Source organism: Luteibacter sp. P4_E6, from assembly GCF_056401535.1.
The window spans coordinates 14,713-35,059 of the sequence record NZ_JBFUJE010000005.1 but is presented as its reverse complement, the minus strand read 5'-3'; the positions used below and the strand labels follow the sequence as shown (position 1 = coordinate 35,059).

Sequence of the window (20,347 nt, the reverse complement as noted above, 5' to 3'; positions counted from 1 at the left end):
ACACTACCCCGGTCGTCCCCCGGTACCCGACCACCATGCGCACCCGCTATCGCCGCAGCCTCTGGATCATCGGCGCCATCGCCGTCGTGCTGATCGCCGCGCGGATCGCCCTTCCGTATGTGGTGCTCAACTACCTCAACGGCCGCCTGGCCAAGATGGGCAACTACGCAGGCCACATCGAGGACATCGACATCCACCTGTGGCGCGGTGCCTATACGATCAACCGGATGACCGTGACCAAGACGGACGGCAAGCTGCCCGTGCCGCTGTTCGACACGGCACGCGCGGAGATCTCGCTGAGCAACACGTCGCTGGTCAAAGGGCGGCTTCGCGGCAAGATCGACTTCTTCGATCCGGTGGTGAACTTCGTCGACGGCAAGGGCGAGGGCGATACGCAGACCGGTAAGGGCGTCGACTGGCGCACACCCTTGAAAGCGCTGGTTCCGACGCGCCTCGAGGAGGTGAACGTCTTCAATGGCACCGTGACCTTCCACAACTTCATTTCGAGCCCCAAGGTCGACCTGAAGATGACTGACGTCAACGGCACCGCCACCAACCTGACCAACGTGCAGCGTGAAGGTGGGTCGCGCGTGGCCCACATGCATGCAACCGCCAAGGTATTGGGCGACGCACCGCTGGAGACGACCGCGGAGTTCGACCCGCTCGAACGCCTGGGCGATTTCCACTACGAACTGAGCATCCGCAACATCAAGCTGGTCAAGGCAAACGATCTCGCGCGTGCCTATTCCGGCCTCGACTTCGCCGGCGGTGAAGGCGACTTCGTCATGGAGCTGCAAGCGAAGGATCGCAAGCTCAATGGGTACGCAAAGCCGCTGTTCCATGGGCTGCAGATCTTCAGCTGGAAACAGGACGTGGAGCAGGATCACAAGGGCCCGGTCAAGCTGGCGTACGAGGCCCTGGCCGAAGGTGTCACCAAGGTCTTCAAGAACCAGTCGAAGGACCAGTTCGCGACGCGCGTGACCATTTCCGGCACCATCGGCGACAAGAACATGTCCGCCTCGGATGCGATCATCGGCATCCTGCGCAATGCGTTCGTCGAGGCTTATAAGCCCAACCTCGAACACCTTACCCATCGGCCAGACGACAAGTAGCCGACTTGGCAGGGGCGATGAAACGCGCGACAGTGCGGCCCTCTCCTTAACGCCAGGCAAGAGCCCCCCATGACCGCCACGCCCCTTCATGTCCTGATTCTCGCCGCGGGTGAAGGCAAGCGGATGAAGTCCGCGTCCGCCAAGGTGCTCATGCCGCTGGCCGGGCGGCCACTGCTTTCCCACGTGATCGAAGCGGCGCGTTCGCTCGACCCCGTCGGCGTGCATGTCGTCTACGGACATAACGGTGAGCAGGTGCGCGCGGCCTACGCCGCCGACGGCGCGCTGGGGTGGATCGAGCAGCGCGAGCGTCTCGGTACCGGTCACGCCGTGCGCACGGCTCTCGAGGCCTTGCAAGCCGCCGGAAACCTGGAGGGGCGCGTGCTCATCCTCTACGGCGATGTCCCGCTGATCCGCGGCGAAACGCTTGCCGCGCTTGCGCAGGCTGGCGAGGGCCTCGCGATGCTCGCCACGCGGCTGGCCGAGCCCCGGGGCTACGGGCGGGTGGTCCTCGATGCGACGGGAAACGTGCGTCACATCGTCGAGGAAAAGGATGCGAGCGCGGCGCAGCGCGCCATCGACCTGGTCAATACCGGCATTGTGGCCGGCGACGCGGCGCGCCTGCTGGCGTGGACGCAGCGACTCGGCAACAGCAATGCGCAAGGCGAGTACTACCTTACCGATGTCTTCGAGATGGCTTCGGCCGAAGGCACGCCCGCCATATGCGTGGACTGCGACCCGGTTGAAGCGTCGGGTGCCAACGATCCGTGGCAACTGGCCGGTCTGGAAGCGTCGTATCGCGAACGCATGGCGCGTGAACTCGCGCTCGCGGGAGTGCGCCTCGCCGATCCGACACGGCTCGATGTGCGCGGCAAGGTCACCACGGGACGTGACATCGAGATCGACGTCAACGTCATCTTCGAAGGCGAGGTTTCACTGGGCGACGAGGTGCGTATCGGGCCCTTCACGCGCGTTCGTAACGCGACGCTGGCGGCGGGCACGGTGGTGCTCGCACACTGCGACCTCGATGGCGTGGTGACGCATGGTCCTTGCACCATCGGACCTTTCGCGCGCCTGCGCCCGGGAACCGATCTCGCCGCCGGCGTGCACATCGGAAATTTCGTCGAGACGAAGAACGCGGTGATCGCCGAAGGCTCGAAGGCCAACCACCTGAGCTACCTCGGCGACACGGTCATCGGTAGCAAAGTCAACATCGGCGCGGGCACCATCACCTGCAATTACGACGGCGTCAACAAGAGCCGCACCACCATCGGCGATCGTGTCTTCGTCGGCTCGAACAGCTCCCTGGTTGCGCCTGTGACCCTGCATGACGGCGCCACGATCGGCGCGGGTTCGGTGATCACCAAGGATGCCCCGCCGGAGGCGCTGACCATATCGCGTGCTCGCCAGACCGTCATCGACGGCTGGCTGCGTCCGACGAAGAAGTCCTGATACCACGGCCTGATCCGGAAAGCCGATCAGGCCCGGTAGCGCCAGCCGTCGATTTCAACGAGCAACTCGGAGCGGCAGATATCGCCATGGACCAGCAGCAGCGGCGCGTCCGGAAGGTGCCGCGCGGCGAAGGCGCGAACCACAGGTTCGTCCTGGGGATGTCGCACATAGACCTTCAGCGGGGCCAGCCGATCGAAACCGGCGGGAAGCCCGCTGGTCACCAGCAACATATCGAGGTTCCGCAACGTCTCGCCCAGCTGAGCCGCCATGTCGCCCGCGTGCGCCGACGCGTGGCCGACGACCGCCGCCGTCCCCGAGATTGCCAGTACGTCGTCGGCCGGCAGTAACGTGGCGCGTGCGAAGCTCGGCGGCGTACGACCGTACTGACGGGGGTAACGCCAGGCGCTGACCTGACGTGGATTCTCCACACGCGTGCCGGGTCGGTCCGTGGCGAGCAGGTAAACCTGCAACAGACCCGGATCCCCGCGGTGCCCGATCGCGGTGGCGGCCGGAAAGCCCTGGGCGAAGACGTCACCCATGCCGCGAATCCGGCCTGTGCAGAAACGCTTGTAGCGCTCGTCGTCACCCGATCCTTCGTTGATGGCGTCGAGGTAATTCCAGATGCGTTGCACATGGCGCTCATCGCTGGCCGCGACGAACCGCGACAGCAGCCCGTAGGCGTGGTCCGCCGCCGCCTCGGTGCCACCGTGATCGCTCTCCCGGCACTCCACCGCGACGAACAACCAGCCTCCGCCCCGCGACCAGCGCAGGTCGCCATCGCGGCCGCAGGTCACCTCCGCATCGACTTCCCAGACCTCCTCCAGGCCGGAGCCCAGCGGTTCAAGGGCAACGCGCAGCCAGCGTGGATCGTCATGGTCGGCAGCTTGACGGCCGAAGCCGAAGGCGGCAAGCGTGCCGCGGGATAACGCGCCGGGAAGAGTCCGGTAGGTCACCGTGGGCGCGGGAGGGGCGGTGAGCGGCGAGCGCTCGCGCATTTCACTGCCTGGGGGCATCGGGTATTCCGGTAGTCGTCGGGGCCATCATATCGTTCCGTTGTCAGCGCGGCGTGTGGACCCGGTCGCTTCACGACGCTGAACGGCTGCGCACGGTCGGCAAACGGCTCTGTGGTAATCTGCCCGGTCGCTGCCATCCGGGGGGGAGGCAGGTATATCCGGGACCTGGAAAGACCACATGGCAACGCAAACCGCAGCACAGAAAGAACTGGCAGAACTGATCGTCACGAGCCTCAACCTCGAGGCCGTGAAACCGGGTGACATCGATCCCGAGGCGCCCCTGTTCGGCGGCGACCTCGGGCTGGACTCGATCGATGCGCTGGAAATCGCGCTGGCCGTGTCCAAGCGTTACGGCTTCCAGCTGAAGTCCGACAATCCGGACAATCGCACCATCTTCACGAACCTTCGGTTGCTCTCGGAGCATATCGAACAGCATCGCGCTACGGCCTGACGGTCGTTCAGGTCGCACTCGCCCCCGACGTGTTCTGCTGCGCGCAGACACAGGGGCGGCGACCGACGCGCCGCCGTTCCCGACCAGGCCCGGAGCCAGCTGTTGACCGACACCGCCGACATCGCGTCCTACGTTCGCCCGCTGCGCTTCGACGCGGCACACCCGAGCTTTGCCGGTCACTTTCCGGGGCGGCCCATCGTCGCCGGCGTGCTCCTGATCGAGCAGGCCGCTGAGGCACTGCGTGACTGGCGCATGGCTGGCGTGCGCCAGGTGATCGACGCGAAGTTCCTGGCGCCCCTGCTGCCGGATGAAGACGCCGAGCTGGAACTGATCGCCCTGGCCGATTCACGCTATCGCTTCACGATTCGTCGCGGCGCCGACCTCTTGCTGCGCGGCACCCTGGAAGCGACCGCATGAGCCATTGGAAGCAGCGCGAAGGCGGTGGGTTGTTCGCCATCTGGGTGATTCGCACCATTGCGCTGCGCCTCGGCCGCCCCGTCGCGCGCCTGCTGCTGTATCCCATCACGTTCTATTTCTTCCTGCGTCGTGCCGACGAGCGGGATGCTTCGCGCCGCTACCTCGCGCGGGTACTCAATCGCCCCGTGACCTCATGGGATGTTTTCCACCACATCCACATGTTCGCGGCGACCCTGCTCGATCGCCTGTTTTTCCTCGCCCACGGCGAGCGCGACTTCGTTGTCGATGTCGAGGGCCTGGCCATCCTCGATAACTATCTCGACGCGCGGCAGGGCGTGCTGCTGATCGGCTCGCACCAGGGAAGTTTTGAGGCGCTGCGCGCGCTCGGTGGTCGTCGTCCCGACGTTCCCCTGCGTGTGGTGCTCGACAAACAGAAGACCCCTGCACTCACGGCCATACTCGAAGCCCTGGCGCCAGACGTTGGCGCAGCAGTCATCGACGCCGCGCTCGGCGGCACGTCGGTTGCCCTGGCAATGGCGGAAAGCACGCAGCAGGGCGGCATGGTCGCCTTGCTGGCCGATCGGGGCCATCAGAACGAGACCACGCGAATGCTGCCGTTCCTGGGTACGCCCGCGCCGTTTCCCGCCGGCCCGTGGCTGCTGGCATCGGCGCTGAAGATCCCCGTGGTGCTGTGCATGGGCATCTATCTGGGCGGTAACCGTTACAAGCTCATTTTCGAAGCGTTCTCCGACGGCATCGATATTCCGCGTGCGAACCGGAAGCTGGAGCTGGATGCCGTTATCGGTCGTTTTGCGGCGCGTCTCGAGCACTACGCTCGCGTCTATCCCTTCAACTGGTTCAATTTCTACGACTTCTGGCAAGAAACCACCCCTGCCGACGAGCCGGCTGGCGTTGGGGCCGTTCATGCGTCCGGCCAGCCAGATGCCTGATCCGAACGCTGCGTAGATCCTCTATCTTCATGGCCACCATGCTCGCCAAGACTGACTTCATCGACCTCATTCCCCATGCCGGCGATATGTGCCTGCTCGACGGCGTTCTCTCGTGGGACGACACGTCGATTCATGCGACGAGCGTCAGTCACGTGCTCGACACTCATCCCTTGCGGAGTGAGCACGGACTGCACGCTGTCCACCTCGCCGAGTATGGCGCCCAGGCCATGGCGGTGCATGGTGCCTTGCGCGGACGCGAGCGTGGCGAGACGGCCCCTCGGCCCGGCATGCTGGTGAGTCTGCGCGGGGTGAAACTCTCCGCACAGCGGATCGATAATCGGGAAGGCGTACTCGACGTTTACGCCGAGTGCCTGATCGCTGACGAGAACGGTGCGCAGTATCTGTTTCGCGTCTTGCACAGCGGCGAGGAGCTCGCCTCGGGACGCGCTGCGGTCATCCATCCGTCTCGCTGACAGCATTCCGGTAGCGGATCTGCGCCTACAACCAAAGATATATTGCCTCCAATAAAAGGGCGACGAATACTCATGCGCGTACACGGACGCAACGCTTTCATTTCAGGAGAAATGCAATGAGCAGAATGATTTCTGGTCTGGTCTTTTCCAGCATCGTCGCTGGCGCCTTGTTGAATGGCACCGCTATAGCCAGCAGTCATGTCGACGGTCTGCTTCCATCGACCTCAGCGTCAGTCGCGCAGGCATCCGATACGTCCGACGACGCGGGGCTTTCGGAATCCGCGCAGCCTGTATGCGACAAGTTCTACAACACCATCAATGACAAGAAGAAGAACGAGGCGCTGAAACATAAGGACGCGACCGTCGCTGCCATCGAGCAGATCGAGATCATCCTGAAGGATCGAGACGCGGCGGTGGTTGGGAAGACGATGTCAGTCGCCAGGCCGACGCTCGATGAAGCGGAAAGCAAGATCGACGCCGTAGTGCCTGAAGCCGACCGCAGTTGGTACGCCTTAATCCACAAGTATCGCTATGACTACGATCATAAGTACGCGCCTGTGTGTCCAACCGSCAGTCGTTGATGCTCCACGGGTCATGCGTCGCACAGAAATTGCCGGCCCGGAGGGTCTCGCGAAAGGGGACTGATGAGGAGCCTGACCGCCCCTCCAGGCCGACCAGAGCAGTCTGTGCCGGCGCCGTCTCAGAACCCGCGACTCAGGCAACTCTCGCGAACAGTTCCGTGCGCTCGCCTTCGACGTCGACCAGATCGCCCGCCGCCTCGAGCAATGAGGGATGATCGTCCACCGCACGTTCGACAATGCTCGCGGCGAGCAGGCGCATCATCCTGACGTTCTCGCGCAGTCGTTCCGCGAGTGTGTCGTCGTCCAACGCGTCGTGCAGCGTGCTGTTCATGTCGGCGAACCACGCGAGATCGCGCTGGTCGAGCATCACCCTGCGATTGCGTCCGTCCGACACGACGTGCCACGGCTGGAAGAATGCCTGCACCTTCGTGTTCAACTCGGTCGCGGCGATCAGTTCGTCGCTCATCCTGGCGATGAAAGCGCTGTCGCCAAGGCGCTTCTGGAAGACGATCTGGCAGAGCACGCCCCAGTAGTACGCGTAATCCCAGATCACCTTGATCGGCAGCACTTCCGCGTCGCCGAAGAGGTTGTACTGACCACGGTACATCTTCAACGTGCCTTCGTAGAAGGAGAAGAACAGCCGCTCGTAGAGACGCGCGTGCGGTGCCACGTTCTCGCCGCGACGGTCATGACCGATCAGCAACGTGATGTACGTGTTGGCGATGGCGATGAAGTCGCTGCCGGGCGAATAGAAGGGGTCGAGGAAGGCGCCGGCTTCGCCAGTGAGAGCCCAGCGATCCGACGAGAACATACGGGAGCAGCTGTAGGAGAAGTTGCGGAAAAAGGCGAAATCCAGCAGCTTCTCACGACGCTTGACCACTTGCCGGGCAACCAATGGCTGGTGTTCCTCGAGCCACTGCACGGCGAGGTCGAAGGTCTTCATCTTTTCGATCGGATGCATGGCTGCATCGGCGACGATGCCAACCGAATGCGCGCCGGAGGAAAGCGGAATCAACCACACCCAGTAGCCTGGCCCGCAGAGATGGTTCGTCGAACGCCAGCGCTCGGGCGGCCGGCAACGTTCCTTCCATTCCGCATCCTCACACCAGCCATCGATCTCCAGGCGGTCATCGATCCGGAACCAGACGGCGTTTGCATGGTGGCCGTTGTCCCGCGTGAAGTCGAACTTGCGCCGGATCAAGCCTGCGCGACCGGAAGCATCGAGCAGCCAGCGTGATTGCAGCACGGTTTCGCTGCCGTCCTGCGCGCGAGCACGAACGGTGTGGGGTGCCTCGCCCGCGCCTATGTCGAACCCACGTACGGTCACGCCGTCGCGGAAGTCGATGCCACGACGGCGTGCCTCGTCACCGAGATAGTTCTCGAGGATACCGCGGTCGATCTGGTAGCTAGGCGTCGGCAGGACGGCGCTGACGCCAAGCTCGGTCACATCGGCGAGATCGTCCTTGCCTTCGGAGAAGAAGAACCGGAATCCGAACTTGCGGATGTGCGAGCTTTCGAGGTGGTCGCGGAGGCCAAGTGTGTCGGCGAAGTAATGCGCCGCGATCTCCACGGTCGATTCGCCCACCTTGTGCGCGGCCTCGGGCAGGGGGCGCGCCTGGCGTTCGAGCACCACGATGTCCATGTCCGGGTATTCACCCTTCAACTGCATGGCGAGGGAGAGCCCGGCAAGGCCTCCTCCCAGGATGACGGCGTCGTGCGGCTTACGATCCATGTTTCACCTCGGTGTCAGTGTGCGGTGCGTGGCTCGGCCGATTCGGTGGCGCCGACGATCGTCGGCGCCGAACGTGAGCGTCGGTAGCTTGCAAGGAAATTGCCGTAGTGAAACACCCGGCCCACGGTGTACACCGTTATCCGGGTGACATCACGCACGGGGTTGAAATGGCTGACCCTGAAGTCGCCCTCGTAACGGGAAGCGATCGGCACCGAGACCACGCGCGTGCCACGTTCACGACAGGCGGTGATCAGCAAGGCGGCCTCGAAGACGAAATGCTCGGCGGGAATATCGACCAGGTCGAGGACAGCGCGCGGATACAGGCGCTGTCCGCTCTGTGTATCTGCGATGGGTTGCGCACAGGCGCAGGAGATCCCCCAATCGGCGACCGCGTTGGCGCGGCGACGACCGGGGGGCTGCTGGTGGCGGTCGAGTATGCGAGCCCCGATGACGATGCTTCCGGGATACTCCCGGCTCGCGGCGAGGATGGCGGGGATGTCGGACGCAAGGTGCTGGCCATCGCCGTCCATGGTGACCACGGCAGCGAATCCCTGGCGAAGCACTTCACGAAAACCGGTGCGCAAGGCTTCGCCCTTGCCACGGCGCGTCGCGTGACGCAGCAGGGTGACGGGCAGGGCGCTGACGATGTCGGGCGTCCGATCATCGGATCCGTCGTCAACGACAATGACGGGTAGTCCCAGCGCGAGCGCTTCGCCCACCACCCGCCCGATCGCGCCTTCTTCGTTGAGGCAGGGAATCAGAACACAGCAGCGTTCGGCGTTTGCGTTCACGCAGCGACCTCCACGTCGACATGGATATCGAGTTCACGCGCCGCGGCGACGCGTAGCGCCGTGGAGCGCGCCAACGCAAGTGCGTGTGCCAAAGGGATCGCCTGCGCCGAGGGATTGCTGGCGGCGACGCTGTCCAGCCAGGCGTCGCCCGTGGGCTGGCTGCCGCTGTTTCCTGGCGAAGGTGTGATGTCGAGGCGTACGGCTGTCGCATCGGCTCGCGGCGAAAGCACCAGGGCGATCGCAAAGGGCCCTGTGGTGGCCGTCATCTCACCGAGCGGTCCCACGCCGGCAATGTCGTAGCTGGCAAGCAGGACGTCGCGGTCGTCGGCCACGRCGAGCGTCGCCGCCTCGAGCAATCCGGCACCGAATGTCGTCTCGCCGCCGGACACGGCACTCGAGCTCGCGTGGCAGTGCGTGGCGATCGTCCAGTAGCCGGCTGGTGCGTTGTGCACCGAATTATGGAACTTCGTCGGCGACAGTTCGGTCGGCGTATCGGCGAGTGTCGCGCACATGTAATCGGTGATGGCCTGGTCACCGTGCGCGGAAGCGAAGACGCAGGGCAGAGCCGCCGCCTCGAGACCACTCATCCTGACCGCCTGACCGGCGACGGCGGCGGCCAGAAGCACGCTTTCCGGTGCGCGCCGGCGTTCGTTGGGCGGAAGGACATCCGCCATCGGTCGCCCTTCCGTGCCCGGCGCATCGCGACCGGCGACAATCTCGCAGAACGCGTGCCAGTCCACGGCGCCTGGCGCCCATAAGCCGACGCCCTTTACCCACACACTCAGCGCAGCGCTCATGCGGGCTCTCCCACGCGGGCGAACGCGAGGCAGGCATTGTTCCCTCCGAAGCCGAACGAGTTGCTCAGCGCGATGCGTACCTCGCGCTGCTCGGCTGTCCAGGCCATCTGCGGCCCGCACAGCGGATCCGGTGTCGTGGCGCCGAGGTTTGCCGGAATATGCCCGTCCCGCATGGCGAGCAGGGTGATCGCAGCCTCGAGCATGCCCGCCGCACCAAGCGTGTGACCGGTAAAGCCCTTCGTCGAACTCGCGCGTGTCGTAGCAGGAAAGCTGCGGGCRACAAGGGCGGCTTCGACATCGTCGTTCTTCTGGCTCGCCGTACCGTGCAGGTTGATGTAGTCGACATCGCCCGCTTCGATGCCTGCCCGGGCGAGCGCATCACGCAAGGCGATCTCCGCGCCGAGGCCTTCCGGATGCGGCGTGGACATGTGGTGCGCGTCGCTGGCTTCGCCGTAGCCGATCAGAAGCGGTCCCGTACTGCCATCGGTCACACGCTCGAGCAAGGCGAAGCCGGCCGCTTCGCCGATCGAGATGCCACCGCGGTTCGCGTCGAAAGGGCGGCAGGGTTCACCGGAAACCAGCTCCAGCGAATTGAAGCCGAACAGCACGCTGTCGCACAGCGTATCGGTGCCACCGACCACCGCTGCGTCGATCAGGCCGAGTCGGATCATGCGTTCGGCGTTGCCGAAGACTTTTGCGCTCGACGAACACGCGGTGGCCACCGTCAGGCAGGGCCCTTCGAGATCGAACGCGGCGGCGACGAAGCCCGCGAGCGAATGCGGGGTATGCAGGACAGGGCGATGCAGGTCCTCCGGCATGCGGCCATGATCGAGACGCCGGTAGCCTTCCTCGGTCGCGCCGATACTGGAGGTGGACGTGCCGAGCAGCACGGCCACCCGTGACGCGCCATAGCGCTCACGCGCGTCGCGTACCGCTTCCATGAAGCCGTCCTGGGTCAGCGCCACCCAGGCCAGCCGATTGTTGCGGCACTCCCATTGGGCAAGTTCCGCCGGCAGTGGCTCGTCCTCCAGGCCGGCCACGCGGCCGATCCAGCAGTCGAGCGGCGCCGAACTGAAGTCGTTGGGGGAAAGGCCGCCCCGTGAGGAGCGCAGGGCGTCGGCGTGGGCATCGAGCCCGCGGCCCAGGGCTGAGGTGGCGGTGTACGCGCGAATGGAAAGCGGAGGCATGGGATGGGGCATACGCGCGAGCCTATCCTTTTTGGCTGGTAGCGTCTCGTGAACGCCGGGTACCGGCTCGGCCGATTGCACCTCCGCGAGCGAATGGCACAGACTGCGGGTCTTCCCGCAACGCCATTCCCTATGTCCGGCTTGCTCAAACCCCTGCGCCGTGGCGTCTGGCGATACCTCAGCGATCGCGACATCCTGCTCGCCGCTCTCGTGACGACCCTCGTGTTCGTCGGCAGCCTTGGACTGGTGTACGTCGCGCACGCCGTCCGCGTGTGGCGACTCGCGCGGCATAGCCCGGCGCTTTCCCCGTCCCGGCGCACCTTGCTCGTCTTCGGTCGCCGCCTGGTCGACGATCGCCCCGAACACGACTTCATCAGCCGGCTCACCTGTGCTCGTGACAACGCGCGGTCCGGCCGTACCGACCGGGTCCTCCTCCTGGGTGGCATGAGTGGCGGCTGCCTCAGCGAGGCGGAGGCGGGGCGTCGCTGGCTCGTCGCGGAGGGGTGGCCGGCCGAGGTCCCGCTTTTGCTGGAACAGATGTCGATCGATTCGCTGGAGAACCTCCGCCACGCCCGCGAATTGCTCAGGCACGACGCCGGAGCCAGGCTTCCTGCGGTGGGTCTGGTCACCAGTCGCTACCACCTGGCGCGGTGCATGTATCTCGCCCGTCGCCTAGGCTTCGATGCCGCACCCATTGGCGCCGAAGCGCGTTTGCGACTCGATCGCCGCTATGTCCTGCGCATGCTGATGGAGGCCGGCTACCTGATGTGGATCGACACCGGCATGCGTTGGGCCGCGCTGATCGGCAACCGGCGCATGGCGGCTCGCATTTCCTGAACTGTCAGCGGCGCGCGGCGGCGTGCCACAGAGAGCGGTCCCGGGTGTCTTGCTAAGCTCTGCCCCATCGAACCCCGAAAGGATGCCCGCGCGCATGTCCGAACAAGCCAACCTTGCCGAGTCGTTCCTGCGTGGTCTGCAGGATCGTATCTGTGTCGCCGTCGAGGCCATCGACGGCACGGCGACGTTCGAGGAGGACGCCTGGACGCGGCCGGCCGGCGGCGGCGGGCGCACGCGCGTGCTGCGTGAGGGCGGTGTCTTCGAGCAGGCCGGGGTCAACTTCTCGCGCGTGTCGGGCTCGCCGTTGCCGCCCAGTGCGACGGCACATCGACCGGACCTGGTCGGTGGCAGTTTCGTCGCCACGGGCGTGTCGCTGGTGTTGCACCCACGCAACCCGTACATCCCGACCACGCACGCCAACGTGCGCTACTTCGAGGCATCGAAAGAAGGCGTTGAGCCGGTCTGGTGGTTCGGTGGTGGCTTCGATCTGACGCCTTACTACCCGTTCGACGACGACGTGCGCCACTGGCATACGGTAGCGAGGGATCTTTGCGAGCCCTATGGCGACGATGTCTACGATCGTTACAAGCGCTGGTGCGATGAGTATTTCTATCTCAAGCACCGCGGCGAGACGCGTGGCGTGGGTGGTCTCTTCTATGACGACCAGAATGAAGGCGGCTTCGACCGCTGCCTTAACTTCATGCGCGATGTCGGCGAAGGTTTCCTCGACGCCTACCTGCCCATCGTCGAGCGTCGCCGCGACACGCCCTATGGCGAGCGCGAGCGTGAGTTCCAGCTATACCGACGCGGCCGCTACGTCGAGTTCAACCTCGTCTACGATCGCGGCACGTTGTTCGGCTTGCAGTCGGGCGGCCGCACCGAGTCGATCCTGATGAGCCTGCCGCCGCGCGTCCGCTTCGAATATGGGTTCACGCCCGAAGCGGACAGCCCGGAGGCACGGCTCGCCGAGTACCTCAAGCCCCGCGACTGGGTCTGACCACCCCTCGGTGCTCGTGTACGAGCCGATTCATCGGCGATGGGGGTGCTTGCCCCACCCCTGGCCCGCTGCCGCGGGATCGCCGATGAATCGGCTCCTACAGGGCGCCTCGCTTACGGGGCGCTGCCGGAGAACTTCTTCGCCGTCGCGCCTTCGATCTTGCCGACCGTCGCCGAATCGCTGACGTGCAGCTCGACGTCGCGCTGGAAGGAGAGGGTGCCCTGCACCACGGCGTGCGGGCCGATCACGATTTTCGGGATGCGATCGTTGCTGCTGAAGAAGCTCATCGAGGGCTTCTTGACCAGCAGGCCACCTTCGACCTTCGAGCCTTCGCCGATGGTGACATCCGCGTTCGTGGTTTCGATGCCGCCGCCGACATGCGCGCCTTCGAGCGAGATCTCGCCGTTGACGTTGGACAGGTGGCCCTTTACGTCGGCGCCGCGCTCCAACAGGACGCGACCGTTCACTGTTTCCACTTCGTCGGAAACCCGCGCGTTTTCGTGGATGGTGACACCGCCATTGACCGTTTTGACGATGGTCGCCGTGGCGCTTTTGCCCAGCTCCACGGCGCCGTTCACTGTACTGGCCTTCTGCACCACGGCGTTGTCGCCGATACGGACCGAGCCATTGACGGTATGGACGTCGCCGGCGTGCTGGCCGGCCTCGACCTGGGCCGTGCCGTTGACCTTGCTGACGTCGTCGTCGGCCAGGGCGGCGCCGGATACGGAAAGGGCGATGAGAAGCGAGATCAGGGTACGACGCATGGTGTGCTGCTCCACGGGTGGACTAGGACTCCTAGGATGCACCTGCCGGCCGCAAGGTTTAGCGTGACTGATGACACGGTCGCCAAAGGCACCAAAGTTGACGGCCCCGGGATCAGGTTTCACCATGGGTTTTTTCCTCCCCATCGTTGGACGCCATGTACAAGCTCGTCATGATCCGCCACGGCCAGTCGGCCTGGAACCTCGAAAACCGCTTCAGCGGCTGGGCCGATGTCGACCTCAGCGAGCAGGGCGTGGCCGAGGCCCGCGAGGCCGGCCGCCTGCTCAAGGAAGCCGGTTTCACCTTCAACCTGGCCCACACCTCGTATCTCAAGCGTGCCGTGCGCACGCTTTGGCACGTACAGGACGAGATGAACCTGATGTGGATCCCGGTGGTGACCGACTGGCGTCTCAATGAACGCCACTACGGCGCGCTGACCGGCCTCAACAAGGCCGAGACGGCGGCGAAGTACGGCAACGAACAGGTTCACGTCTGGCGGCGCAGCTACGACACGCCGCCCCCGGCCCTCGAGGCGGGTGCCAAATCCTTTGCCGACGACGATCGCTACAAGGGCATCGACGTGCCCCTGACCGAATGCCTGGAGGACACCGTCGCCCGCGTGCTGCCCTACTGGCATGACGTGCTGGCGCCGGCCATCCGCGCCGGTAACAGCGTGCTCATGGCGGCTCACGGCAACTCGATGCGCGCCCTGGTGAAGTACTTCGACGGTATCTCGGACGACGACATCGCCGAGCTCAACATTCCCAACGGCATCCCGCTGGTGTACGAGTTCGACGCCGACCTCAACCCCGTCAAGCACTACTACCTGGGCGACCAGGCCGAGATCGAAGCCAAGATGGCCGCCGTCGCGAATCAGGGCAAAGCCAAATAAAATGGTCGGGGGTGACACCCGTCACCCCCAACACCTGTCAGTCAGCCCTCGATCGGCACGGCCCCGGACGCTAACGTAGCCTCACACCGTCCCACTACCGAGACCTACGCCATGCTGGCTCCGACCGTCGTTCCCTTCATCGTCGCCCCATTGATGGCCTTCGCCGTCTATCGCCGCGTTCGCGGCAGCTTCGGTCGTCAGCCGATTCGCACAAAGCGCATGAGCATCCGCGTCGCCATCTTCGCGGTTTTTGCTTGCCTCACGCTGACCTCCGGCCTGCAAGACATCCGCCTGGCCGAAGGCGCGCTGGGCGGCCTCGTCGTCGGTGCCGCTCTGGCGTTGGTCGGCCTGCGCCTCACCCGTTTCGAGTCGAATGCCGAGGGCGCCGACTTCTACATCCCCAATCCCTGGATCGGCGCCGCGCTGACGGCCCTGCTTCTCGGCCGCATGGCCTGGCGTTTCCTGGTGTTGGCGCCGATGTTCGGCGATGGAGCGGCCGCCGTGCCGCCCCATACCCCGGCACCGGGCAACAGCCCGCTGACCATGCTGGTGATCGGCCTGACCCTTGGCTATTACATGGCGTACTACGCGGGCGTGCTGTTCCACCACCGCCGCCACAAGCGGCTGGCCCAGGCGGCCTGAGCCCTAGGCCCCGGCCCCTGCAGGCGCCCTCGCTCAGAGGGCGTCGTTGTCCAGTTCGCCGGTGCGGATGCGCACCACCTGCTCCAGCGAGCTGACGAAAATCTTGCCATCGCCGATCTTGCCCGTCCGGGCGGCGGCCTGAATCGCCTCGACCACACGCTCGATCTGATCGTCGGCCACGGCCACCTCCAGCTTGATCTTCGGCAGGAAGTCGACCACGTATTCTGCCCCCCGATAGAGCTCGGTATGGCCCTTCTGCCGGCCAAAGCCCTTCACCTCGGTCACGGTAACGCCCTGCACGCCGACCTCGGCAAGGGCCTCGCGGACGTCGTCCAGCTTGAAAGGCTTGATGATGGCGACCACCAGCTTCATGTATCACTCCTAGGGCGCAGCCGCTCGCCGGCGCGCGGACGGCCATTGTGCCATTCGGGTCCCGGGGCGTCTTCATGGGGTGTTTGTAGGAAAAACCCTACACTACGTGTAGGCGTAGGCCTATAGCGCCTACAAACCAATCACCTAAACTTCATTCACGACATCGGGGTGCGCAAGATGGATGTGCAGGGTATCGATCAACTCGCACAGCGGTTGGCATCGTTGGTTCCGCCAGGGTTGGCGCAAGCGCGTGAGGATATGCACGCCAACTTCAAAGATATTCTGGCGCAGGGACTACGCCGCCTCGATCTCGTTACTCGAGAAGAATTCGATGTTCAGAGCCAGGTTCTAGCGCGGACGCGCGAACGGCTCGAAGTTTTGGAAAAGCGCCTCGCCGACCTGGAAGTCAGCGCTGCGGCTCCTGGCCAATAAGGACGGCCGACCGTCCCGGGACCGCCCCCGATCCGTCACCCTCACCCCGAGAGCGGTCGGGGGCGGTTATTTTCCCAGTCGACGCAAGGAGTGCGTATGCGAGCCCGATCCCTACAGGATCACGGTAGTTCGCCAGCGATCGGGATCCGTTACCCGTTACGATATCCCCCATCATGAGCCTCGCCGTCACTCTCTCGCGGGCGCAGGAAGGGGTCACCGCGCCGCAGGTCGTCGTCGAGGTGCATCTGTCCGGCGGACTGCCTTCTACCTCTATCGTCGGGCTACCCGACTCGTCTGTGCGCGAAGCGCGTGACCGTGTCCGCGTCGCCATCCAGAACACCGCCTTCGAATACCCCAACCGCCGCGTCACCGTGAATCTGGCGCCGGCCGAGTTGCCGAAAGATGGTGGTCGGTTCGACCTCGCCATCGCCCTTGGGATCCTCGCCGCCGGTTCGCAGGTTCCGCGCGAGCGTCTCGACGACTGCGAGTTCCTTGGCGAGCTGGCCCTGTCGGGCGAGTTACGCGCCGTCCCCGGCATCCTTCCCGCGTTGATTCGTGCGCGTCGCGCCGGCCGGCGCATCGTCGTTCCCCGCGCCAATGCGGCGGAAGCGGCCCTGGTCGGCGAAGCCGACGTTCTCCTTGCCGACAGCCTTGGCGAGGTGTGCGCCTGGCTCGGCGGCCACGCCATCCTCGGTGCGCCGGCCGCAGCGGTCGATTTCTACGACCTGCCCACCTGCGGGCCCGACATGCGCGACGTGCGCGGACAGTACCAGGCCCGTCGTGCCCTGGAGATCGCCGCGGCGGGCGGACATCACTTGCTGATGATCGGTCCACCCGGGACGGGCAAGACCATGCTCGCCGAGCGCCTGCCGGGCATCCTGCCACCGATGACCGAATCCGAGGCGCTGGAAAGCTGCGCCATCCGTTCGCTATCCCACGAAGCCATCGATCCGGATTGCTGGCGCCGCCGGCCCTTTCGCGCGCCGCACCACACCGCATCGGGCGTGGCGCTGGTCGGTGGTGGCTCATCGCCGCGTCCGGGCGAAATCTCCCTGGCGCATAACGGCGTCCTCTTCCTGGACGAGCTTCCCGAGTTCAATCGACACGTGCTCGAGGTGCTGCGCGAGCCGCTCGAGTCGGGGCAGATCGTGATCTCGCGCGCCGCGCGTCAGTCCACGTTCCCTGCGGAATTCCAGCTCGTCGCCGCGATGAATCCCTGCCCGTGTGGCTATGCAGGTGACCCGACCCACGACTGTCGATGTACACCCGACCAGGTGCAGCGTTACCGCGCTCGCATTTCCGGGCCGCTACTGGATCGCATCGATATCTGTGTCGAAGTGCCCCGTGTTCCGATTTCCGATCTCACCGCGCCACGCGGCCCGCATGACGACGACAGCGCCACCGTTCGCCGCCGTGTCATCAATGCGCGCGAAAAGGCACTCCTTCGCGCCGGACAGCCGAACTCCGATTTGAGCGTGGTCAACCTCGAACGTGACTGCGCGCTGCCCCCGGCCGAACGCGAGTGGCTGGAAGGTGCCGTCGAGAAACTTGGCGCGTCGGCACGTGCGTATCACCGGGTATTGCGCGTGGCGCGTACTATTGCCGACCTCGAAGGCGGGGCGGGTTGTGTCGAGCAGCATCACCTTGCCGAGGCGTTGCATTACCGGCGGTTCTGATCTCTACAGGGATCGTATGGCCGCCACCGGCGGAACCGCCGCTGCTCGCATGGCCGGCGCCAGCACGGCCAGCTGTCCGAGAACCCACAGCACCAGCGCGCCGACCGGCAGATACCAGAACGGCAGCCTCGGCAACTCGTAGAAGCTCATCAGGATCATGTTGATCGCATACGCCAGGATCATGCCCAGGGCGATGCCGAACGTGACGATGAGGAAGTTCTCGATCTGAAAGTAACGCAGGATGTCTCCACGCGTCGCACCGAGCGCGCGACGAACTCCGATCTGCCGGCGGCGTTGTGCGACCCAGAAACTCGCCAGTCCCACGATGCCCAGTGCGGTCGTGCCGAGCAGCGCGACGATGACGGCGATCAGCAACCCCGTCATGACGCGGTCGCTGAGGAAAAATGTCTCACGGAGTTCGTCGACGGTCCGGCTCTGTGCCAGGTCGAGAACCGCATCCGGGGCGATCTTGAGGACGGCGGTCCGTGCATCGCGCATGACGCGTGGCAGGTCCTCGGGGCTCGCTCGCAAGAGATATTTCCCGGCGAACTGCGGACCCGGCATGGCCGGCACGAGGATCGACCAGTCCGCATCCTTCTCTTCGCCGGCACCGGGTTGCGGAATCGTCAGATGATCGACGACACCGACGACACGAAAGTGGGTGTCCATACTCCAAAGCATCTTGTCGAGCGGATCCTGGCCGGGCCAGAAATGCTCCGCCAGAACGCGTGTTATCACGATCGGGGCTTCATTCGGAACGATTTGCGCCACCGGCATGTACTCGTCCGGTGCGGGCATGCGTCCGGTCAGTAGCCGAAGCCCCATTGCCTTTGCTGCACCGGGACCCGCTACGTAGAAATCGACGACGCCACCGAATTGCTGCCCGGCCGCATCGAGGTGGACACCAGCGATGACGCCGGGCTCTCCGAAAGGTACCGCGCTTACCGTGCTGACCGACTGCACGCCGGGCACCGCGCGCAATCCAGCGACCACGCGCGCGTTGAGGTCGTTCGCCTGCTGTGGTTCGAAGCCCTCGAGCTTGATAGTACCCAGCGCATGTTCATCGACACCGCTCTGCACGTGCATGGCCTGGACGCGGCCAGCAATCAGGAAGCACGCGTTGCATAGCACGGCACACGCCAGTGCAATCTCCCATGCGATGACGATCGTCGCTATGCGGTGCTTGCGCAGTGCGGCGAGAACGGGCTGGATCTGCAGGTTACCCATGTCAAAGCACCTTCAGCTGCAGGGCCGGCTCGACCAGGCTGGCGCGCGCCGCGGGCAACAGGCCCGCGAGCAGGCTCGCTCCCACGGAGATCAGAAACGTAACCACGAACATCGATACGTCGAGATGGACGAAGTCGGCATAGGGAAGCGGCTGTCGACGAACAAGCCAGAGCCCGAGCACGGTAAGGAGAAGGCCGCCGAGTCCACCGAGGACACCGATCACGCCCGCCTCAACCAGGCACTGCGTGAACACGGCGCGGCGAGTCGCACCCATCGCGCGTCGCAAACCGATTTCGCCGCCGCGGCGAAGAAACTTCGCCAGTAGCAAACCAACGACGTTACACAGGCAGATCGCCAGGAAGGCGAAGGCCAGCGACGTCTGCAGCTTGACGTCACTCGGGACGACGCCGTTGAAGTCGAGCCACTCCGTCAGGCTGCGCAGCCGTGTGTTGTCCGTGCGGGTGATCCGCCCGAGCGACTGTTGCTGGGATACGTAGCCATCGAGAAAACGTCGATACGCGTCGACTTTGGCGCTGTCGCCCAGTTGCACCCAGAGGGCGATCCACACGCACTGCGAGGTCTGCAGGTGCCCCGGCGTGATGGGCAGCACCCAGCACGTGAAAGGTTGGAATCCGCCATCGTTGATCTCCAGCGCCGTGGAGAATGGCGTGATCACGCCTTCCGGTTTGTCATAGAAGTTCGCCGTATCGCCACTGGAAAAACGTCCGCCACGCACATCGTAGAAAAGCGGGGAAGGGCGCCATGGAGCGAGTACGCCGACAACGCGCACATCGCTGTTCTTCAGTCGCACTGTCCTGCCGACGCTGTTCTCGCCGCCGAACAGGCGGTCGTTGAGATCGGATGAAATCACGGCGACGCGCGCGTGCGCGGTATCGTCTTCCGGCGTCCAGCTTCGCCCGAAGCGAAAGGGGACGTCGAACATGGGGAAGAAATCCGACGTCGTCGATAGCATCGACAGCATCAGTGGCGGAAGGCGTGTCCCGGGCGCCTGCAGCTTGATGTGGCTGTTGACGACGAGCGCCTGGCGGTCGGCGCGATGTGCGCTCCAAAGATCCGTCGCGGACGGGTAATCCAGCATGTCGTAAGGCTGCCGGCCCTTCGAGTCCGGATTGGCATCGAGTTGTGGATAAAAGACTTGCCCACTGCGCCCGCGCAAGGGGTCGCCCGAGAGCAGGTGCATGATCGTGAGGGTCGTCATGCTGGCGCCGATACCTACCGCGATCGCGAGGATCATCAACGCCGTCAGCACCTTGTTGCGCCTGAGGCTGTGAGCTGCCAGTTCGACGTAGTACCCGATCATTCCGCTGAGCCCCTCCGTGGCGCGACGCTCGTCCCCACGAACTGTCGGCATGGTCAGCATGCCCCGGCCGGAGGGCCGCGACATGTGCATAAGGTCAGGCAGGGCGCAGCCAGCAAAACACGGGCCAAAGTTGCCCCAGAAGAGTTAATACTTATTTCATGTACTGAGTAGTTGACGAATCCCAGGGGCGAGCGGATAATTCTGTACCAGGCGGTTCTCTAATGGGCTGCCCGCCC

General features: G+C 64.8%; 22 protein-coding genes. 13 read left to right on the top strand and 9 right to left on the bottom strand.

Features of this window, described 5'->3' with window-relative positions; translation table 11 throughout:
- Positions 1-1,112, top strand: a 1,112-nt coding sequence (locus tag AC1DT2_RS01055; protein WP_477293570.1) for an AsmA family protein, incomplete at its 5' end; no start/stop codon positions are given.
- 69 nt (positions 1,113-1,181) lie between these two features.
- A complete protein-coding gene (gene glmU / locus AC1DT2_RS01050) occupies positions 1,182-2,561 on the top strand; it encodes a bifunctional UDP-N-acetylglucosamine diphosphorylase/glucosamine-1-phosphate N-acetyltransferase GlmU (RefSeq protein ID WP_477293568.1) in 1,380 nt (459 codons plus the stop codon).
- Positions 2,562-2,587: 26 nt separating this feature from the next.
- Here the strand turns inward: glmU and AC1DT2_RS01045 are convergent, their stop codons facing one another.
- On the bottom strand, positions 2,588-3,574 hold the full coding sequence (locus AC1DT2_RS01045; RefSeq protein ID WP_477293566.1) for a chorismate transformation FkbO/Hyg5 family protein: 987 nt from the start codon (positions 3,572-3,574) through the stop codon (positions 2,588-2,590).
- A 178-nt stretch (positions 3,575-3,752) separates the two neighbouring features.
- Between AC1DT2_RS01045 and AC1DT2_RS01040 the strand changes: the two genes are divergently transcribed.
- The 5 genes from AC1DT2_RS01040 (at position 3,753) to AC1DT2_RS01020 (ending at position 6,446) form a co-directional block, all read left to right on the top strand.
- Positions 3,753-4,025: a phosphopantetheine-binding protein gene (locus tag AC1DT2_RS01040; RefSeq protein WP_063573251.1), complete on the top strand. Its 273-nt coding sequence runs from the start codon at positions 3,753-3,755 to the stop codon at positions 4,023-4,025.
- A 102-nt stretch (positions 4,026-4,127) separates the two neighbouring features.
- Complete coding sequence (locus AC1DT2_RS01035; protein ID WP_231873994.1) at positions 4,128-4,442, top strand: ApeI family dehydratase; 315 nt, start codon at positions 4,128-4,130, stop codon at positions 4,440-4,442.
- Complete coding sequence (locus tag AC1DT2_RS01030) at positions 4,439-5,392, top strand: LpxL/LpxP family acyltransferase (RefSeq protein WP_477293564.1); 954 nt, start codon at positions 4,439-4,441, stop codon at positions 5,390-5,392. Before AC1DT2_RS01035 ends, AC1DT2_RS01030 begins: the two co-directional genes overlap by 4 nt.
- 38 nt (positions 5,393-5,430) lie before the next feature.
- Positions 5,431-5,865 carry a hotdog family protein gene (locus AC1DT2_RS01025; protein WP_477293577.1) on the top strand — a complete coding sequence of 145 codons (435 nt, stop codon included), beginning with the start codon at positions 5,431-5,433 and terminating at the stop codon, positions 5,863-5,865.
- A gap of 116 nt (positions 5,866-5,981) precedes the next feature.
- A complete protein-coding gene (locus tag AC1DT2_RS01020) occupies positions 5,982-6,446 on the top strand; it encodes a hypothetical protein (RefSeq protein ID WP_477293562.1) in 465 nt (154 codons plus the stop codon).
- Between the two features lie 133 nt (positions 6,447-6,579).
- On the opposite strand, the gene AC1DT2_RS01015 is transcribed toward AC1DT2_RS01020, so the two are convergent.
- Genes AC1DT2_RS01015 through AC1DT2_RS01000 form a run of 4 tightly spaced genes read right to left on the bottom strand, consistent with a single transcriptional unit; the run spans position 6,580 to position 10,965 of the window.
- Complete coding sequence (locus tag AC1DT2_RS01015; RefSeq protein WP_477293560.1) at positions 6,580-8,178, bottom strand: NAD(P)/FAD-dependent oxidoreductase; 1,599 nt, start codon at positions 8,176-8,178, stop codon at positions 6,580-6,582.
- A gap of 14 nt (positions 8,179-8,192) precedes the next feature.
- A complete protein-coding gene (locus tag AC1DT2_RS01010) occupies positions 8,193-8,969 on the bottom strand; it encodes a glycosyltransferase family 2 protein (protein ID WP_063573381.1) in 777 nt (258 codons plus the stop codon).
- Positions 8,966-9,766, bottom strand: a complete 801-nt coding sequence (locus AC1DT2_RS01005) for a beta-ketoacyl synthase chain length factor (protein ID WP_477293557.1) — start codon at positions 9,764-9,766, stop codon at positions 8,966-8,968. Before AC1DT2_RS01005 ends, AC1DT2_RS01010 begins: the two co-directional genes overlap by 4 nt.
- Positions 9,763-10,965 (bottom strand): beta-ketoacyl-[acyl-carrier-protein] synthase family protein, encoded by a 1,203-nt coding sequence (locus tag AC1DT2_RS01000; protein ID WP_477293555.1) that lies wholly within the window; start codon positions 10,963-10,965, stop codon positions 9,763-9,765. The genes AC1DT2_RS01005 and AC1DT2_RS01000 overlap by 4 nt, the downstream gene beginning before the upstream one ends.
- A gap of 120 nt (positions 10,966-11,085) precedes the next feature.
- Here AC1DT2_RS01000 and AC1DT2_RS00995 point away from each other — a divergent pair, with 120 nt between their 5' ends.
- On the top strand, positions 11,086-11,790 hold the full coding sequence (locus AC1DT2_RS00995) for a YdcF family protein (protein ID WP_213949121.1): 705 nt from the start codon (positions 11,086-11,088) through the stop codon (positions 11,788-11,790).
- 94 nt (positions 11,791-11,884) lie between these two features.
- Positions 11,885-12,787 (top strand): oxygen-dependent coproporphyrinogen oxidase, encoded by a 903-nt coding sequence (gene hemF, locus AC1DT2_RS00990; protein ID WP_477293553.1) that lies wholly within the window; start codon positions 11,885-11,887, stop codon positions 12,785-12,787.
- Between the two features lie 113 nt (positions 12,788-12,900).
- Here the strand turns inward: hemF and AC1DT2_RS00985 are convergent, their stop codons facing one another.
- The gene (locus AC1DT2_RS00985) at positions 12,901-13,551 is read right to left on the bottom strand and encodes a DUF4097 family beta strand repeat-containing protein (RefSeq protein ID WP_477293551.1); all 651 of its coding nucleotides are present in this window, start codon (positions 13,549-13,551) and stop codon (positions 12,901-12,903) included.
- Between the two features lie 155 nt (positions 13,552-13,706).
- Here AC1DT2_RS00985 and gpmA point away from each other — a divergent pair, with 155 nt between their 5' ends.
- Together gpmA and AC1DT2_RS00975 are read left to right on the top strand one after the other, a co-directional pair.
- A complete protein-coding gene (gene gpmA / locus AC1DT2_RS00980; RefSeq protein WP_477293549.1) occupies positions 13,707-14,441 on the top strand; it encodes a 2,3-diphosphoglycerate-dependent phosphoglycerate mutase in 735 nt (244 codons plus the stop codon).
- 111 nt (positions 14,442-14,552) lie between these two features.
- Positions 14,553-15,083, top strand: coding sequence for a CcdC protein domain-containing protein (locus AC1DT2_RS00975; protein WP_477293547.1), 531 nt, complete (start codon positions 14,553-14,555; stop codon positions 15,081-15,083).
- Positions 15,084-15,116: 33 nt separating this feature from the next.
- Here AC1DT2_RS00975 and glnK read toward each other — a convergent pair whose 3' ends face one another.
- Complete coding sequence (glnK, locus tag AC1DT2_RS00970) at positions 15,117-15,455, bottom strand: P-II family nitrogen regulator (RefSeq protein ID WP_046981907.1); 339 nt, start codon at positions 15,453-15,455, stop codon at positions 15,117-15,119.
- A gap of 177 nt (positions 15,456-15,632) precedes the next feature.
- Between glnK and AC1DT2_RS00965 the strand changes: the two genes are divergently transcribed.
- On the top strand, positions 15,633-15,887 hold the full coding sequence (locus tag AC1DT2_RS00965) for an accessory factor UbiK family protein (protein ID WP_046981909.1): 255 nt from the start codon (positions 15,633-15,635) through the stop codon (positions 15,885-15,887).
- 173 nt (positions 15,888-16,060) lie between these two features.
- Positions 16,061-17,563 (top strand): YifB family Mg chelatase-like AAA ATPase, encoded by a 1,503-nt coding sequence (locus AC1DT2_RS00960; protein ID WP_213948902.1) that lies wholly within the window; start codon positions 16,061-16,063, stop codon positions 17,561-17,563.
- 3 nt (positions 17,564-17,566) lie between these two features.
- On the opposite strand, the gene AC1DT2_RS00955 is transcribed toward AC1DT2_RS00960, so the two are convergent.
- Both AC1DT2_RS00955 and AC1DT2_RS00950 read right to left on the bottom strand, forming a co-directional pair.
- Positions 17,567-18,781, bottom strand: coding sequence for an ABC transporter permease (locus AC1DT2_RS00955; RefSeq protein WP_477293574.1), 1,215 nt, complete (start codon positions 18,779-18,781; stop codon positions 17,567-17,569).
- A 10-nt stretch (positions 18,782-18,791) separates the two neighbouring features.
- On the bottom strand, positions 18,792-20,111 hold the full coding sequence (locus AC1DT2_RS00950) for an ABC transporter permease (RefSeq protein WP_477293572.1): 1,320 nt from the start codon (positions 20,109-20,111) through the stop codon (positions 18,792-18,794).
- Positions 20,112-20,347: the final 236 nt, after the last annotated feature.

What these genes read in the sequence shown, in the direction of transcription:
- glmU (WP_477293568.1), top strand. Translation starts at nt 1,182, where the DNA reads ATGACCGCCACGCCCCTTCATGTCCTGATTCTCGCCGCGGGTGAAGGC.
- AC1DT2_RS01045 (WP_477293566.1), bottom strand. Translation starts at nt 3,574, where the DNA reads ATGCCCCCAGGCAGTGAAATGCGCGAGCGCTCGCCGCTCACCGCCCCT.
- AC1DT2_RS01040 (WP_063573251.1), top strand. Translation starts at nt 3,753, where the DNA reads ATGGCAACGCAAACCGCAGCACAGAAAGAACTGGCAGAACTGATCGTC.
- AC1DT2_RS01030 (WP_477293564.1), top strand. Translation starts at nt 4,439, where the DNA reads ATGAGCCATTGGAAGCAGCGCGAAGGCGGTGGGTTGTTCGCCATCTGG.
- AC1DT2_RS01025 (WP_477293577.1), top strand. Translation starts at nt 5,431, where the DNA reads ATGCTCGCCAAGACTGACTTCATCGACCTCATTCCCCATGCCGGCGAT.
- AC1DT2_RS01015 (WP_477293560.1), bottom strand. Translation starts at nt 8,178, where the DNA reads ATGGATCGTAAGCCGCACGACGCCGTCATCCTGGGAGGAGGCCTTGCC.
- AC1DT2_RS00995 (WP_213949121.1), top strand. Translation starts at nt 11,086, where the DNA reads ATGTCCGGCTTGCTCAAACCCCTGCGCCGTGGCGTCTGGCGATACCTC.
- hemF (WP_477293553.1), top strand. Translation starts at nt 11,885, where the DNA reads ATGTCCGAACAAGCCAACCTTGCCGAGTCGTTCCTGCGTGGTCTGCAG.
- AC1DT2_RS00985 (WP_477293551.1), bottom strand. Translation starts at nt 13,551, where the DNA reads ATGCGTCGTACCCTGATCTCGCTTCTCATCGCCCTTTCCGTATCCGGC.
- gpmA (WP_477293549.1), top strand. Translation starts at nt 13,707, where the DNA reads ATGTACAAGCTCGTCATGATCCGCCACGGCCAGTCGGCCTGGAACCTC.
- AC1DT2_RS00975 (WP_477293547.1), top strand. Translation starts at nt 14,553, where the DNA reads ATGCTGGCTCCGACCGTCGTTCCCTTCATCGTCGCCCCATTGATGGCC.
- glnK (WP_046981907.1), bottom strand. Translation starts at nt 15,455, where the DNA reads ATGAAGCTGGTGGTCGCCATCATCAAGCCTTTCAAGCTGGACGACGTC.
- AC1DT2_RS00965 (WP_046981909.1), top strand. Translation starts at nt 15,633, where the DNA reads ATGGATGTGCAGGGTATCGATCAACTCGCACAGCGGTTGGCATCGTTG.
- AC1DT2_RS00960 (WP_213948902.1), top strand. Translation starts at nt 16,061, where the DNA reads ATGAGCCTCGCCGTCACTCTCTCGCGGGCGCAGGAAGGGGTCACCGCG.
- AC1DT2_RS00950 (WP_477293572.1), bottom strand. Translation starts at nt 20,111, where the DNA reads ATGATCGGGTACTACGTCGAACTGGCAGCTCACAGCCTCAGGCGCAAC.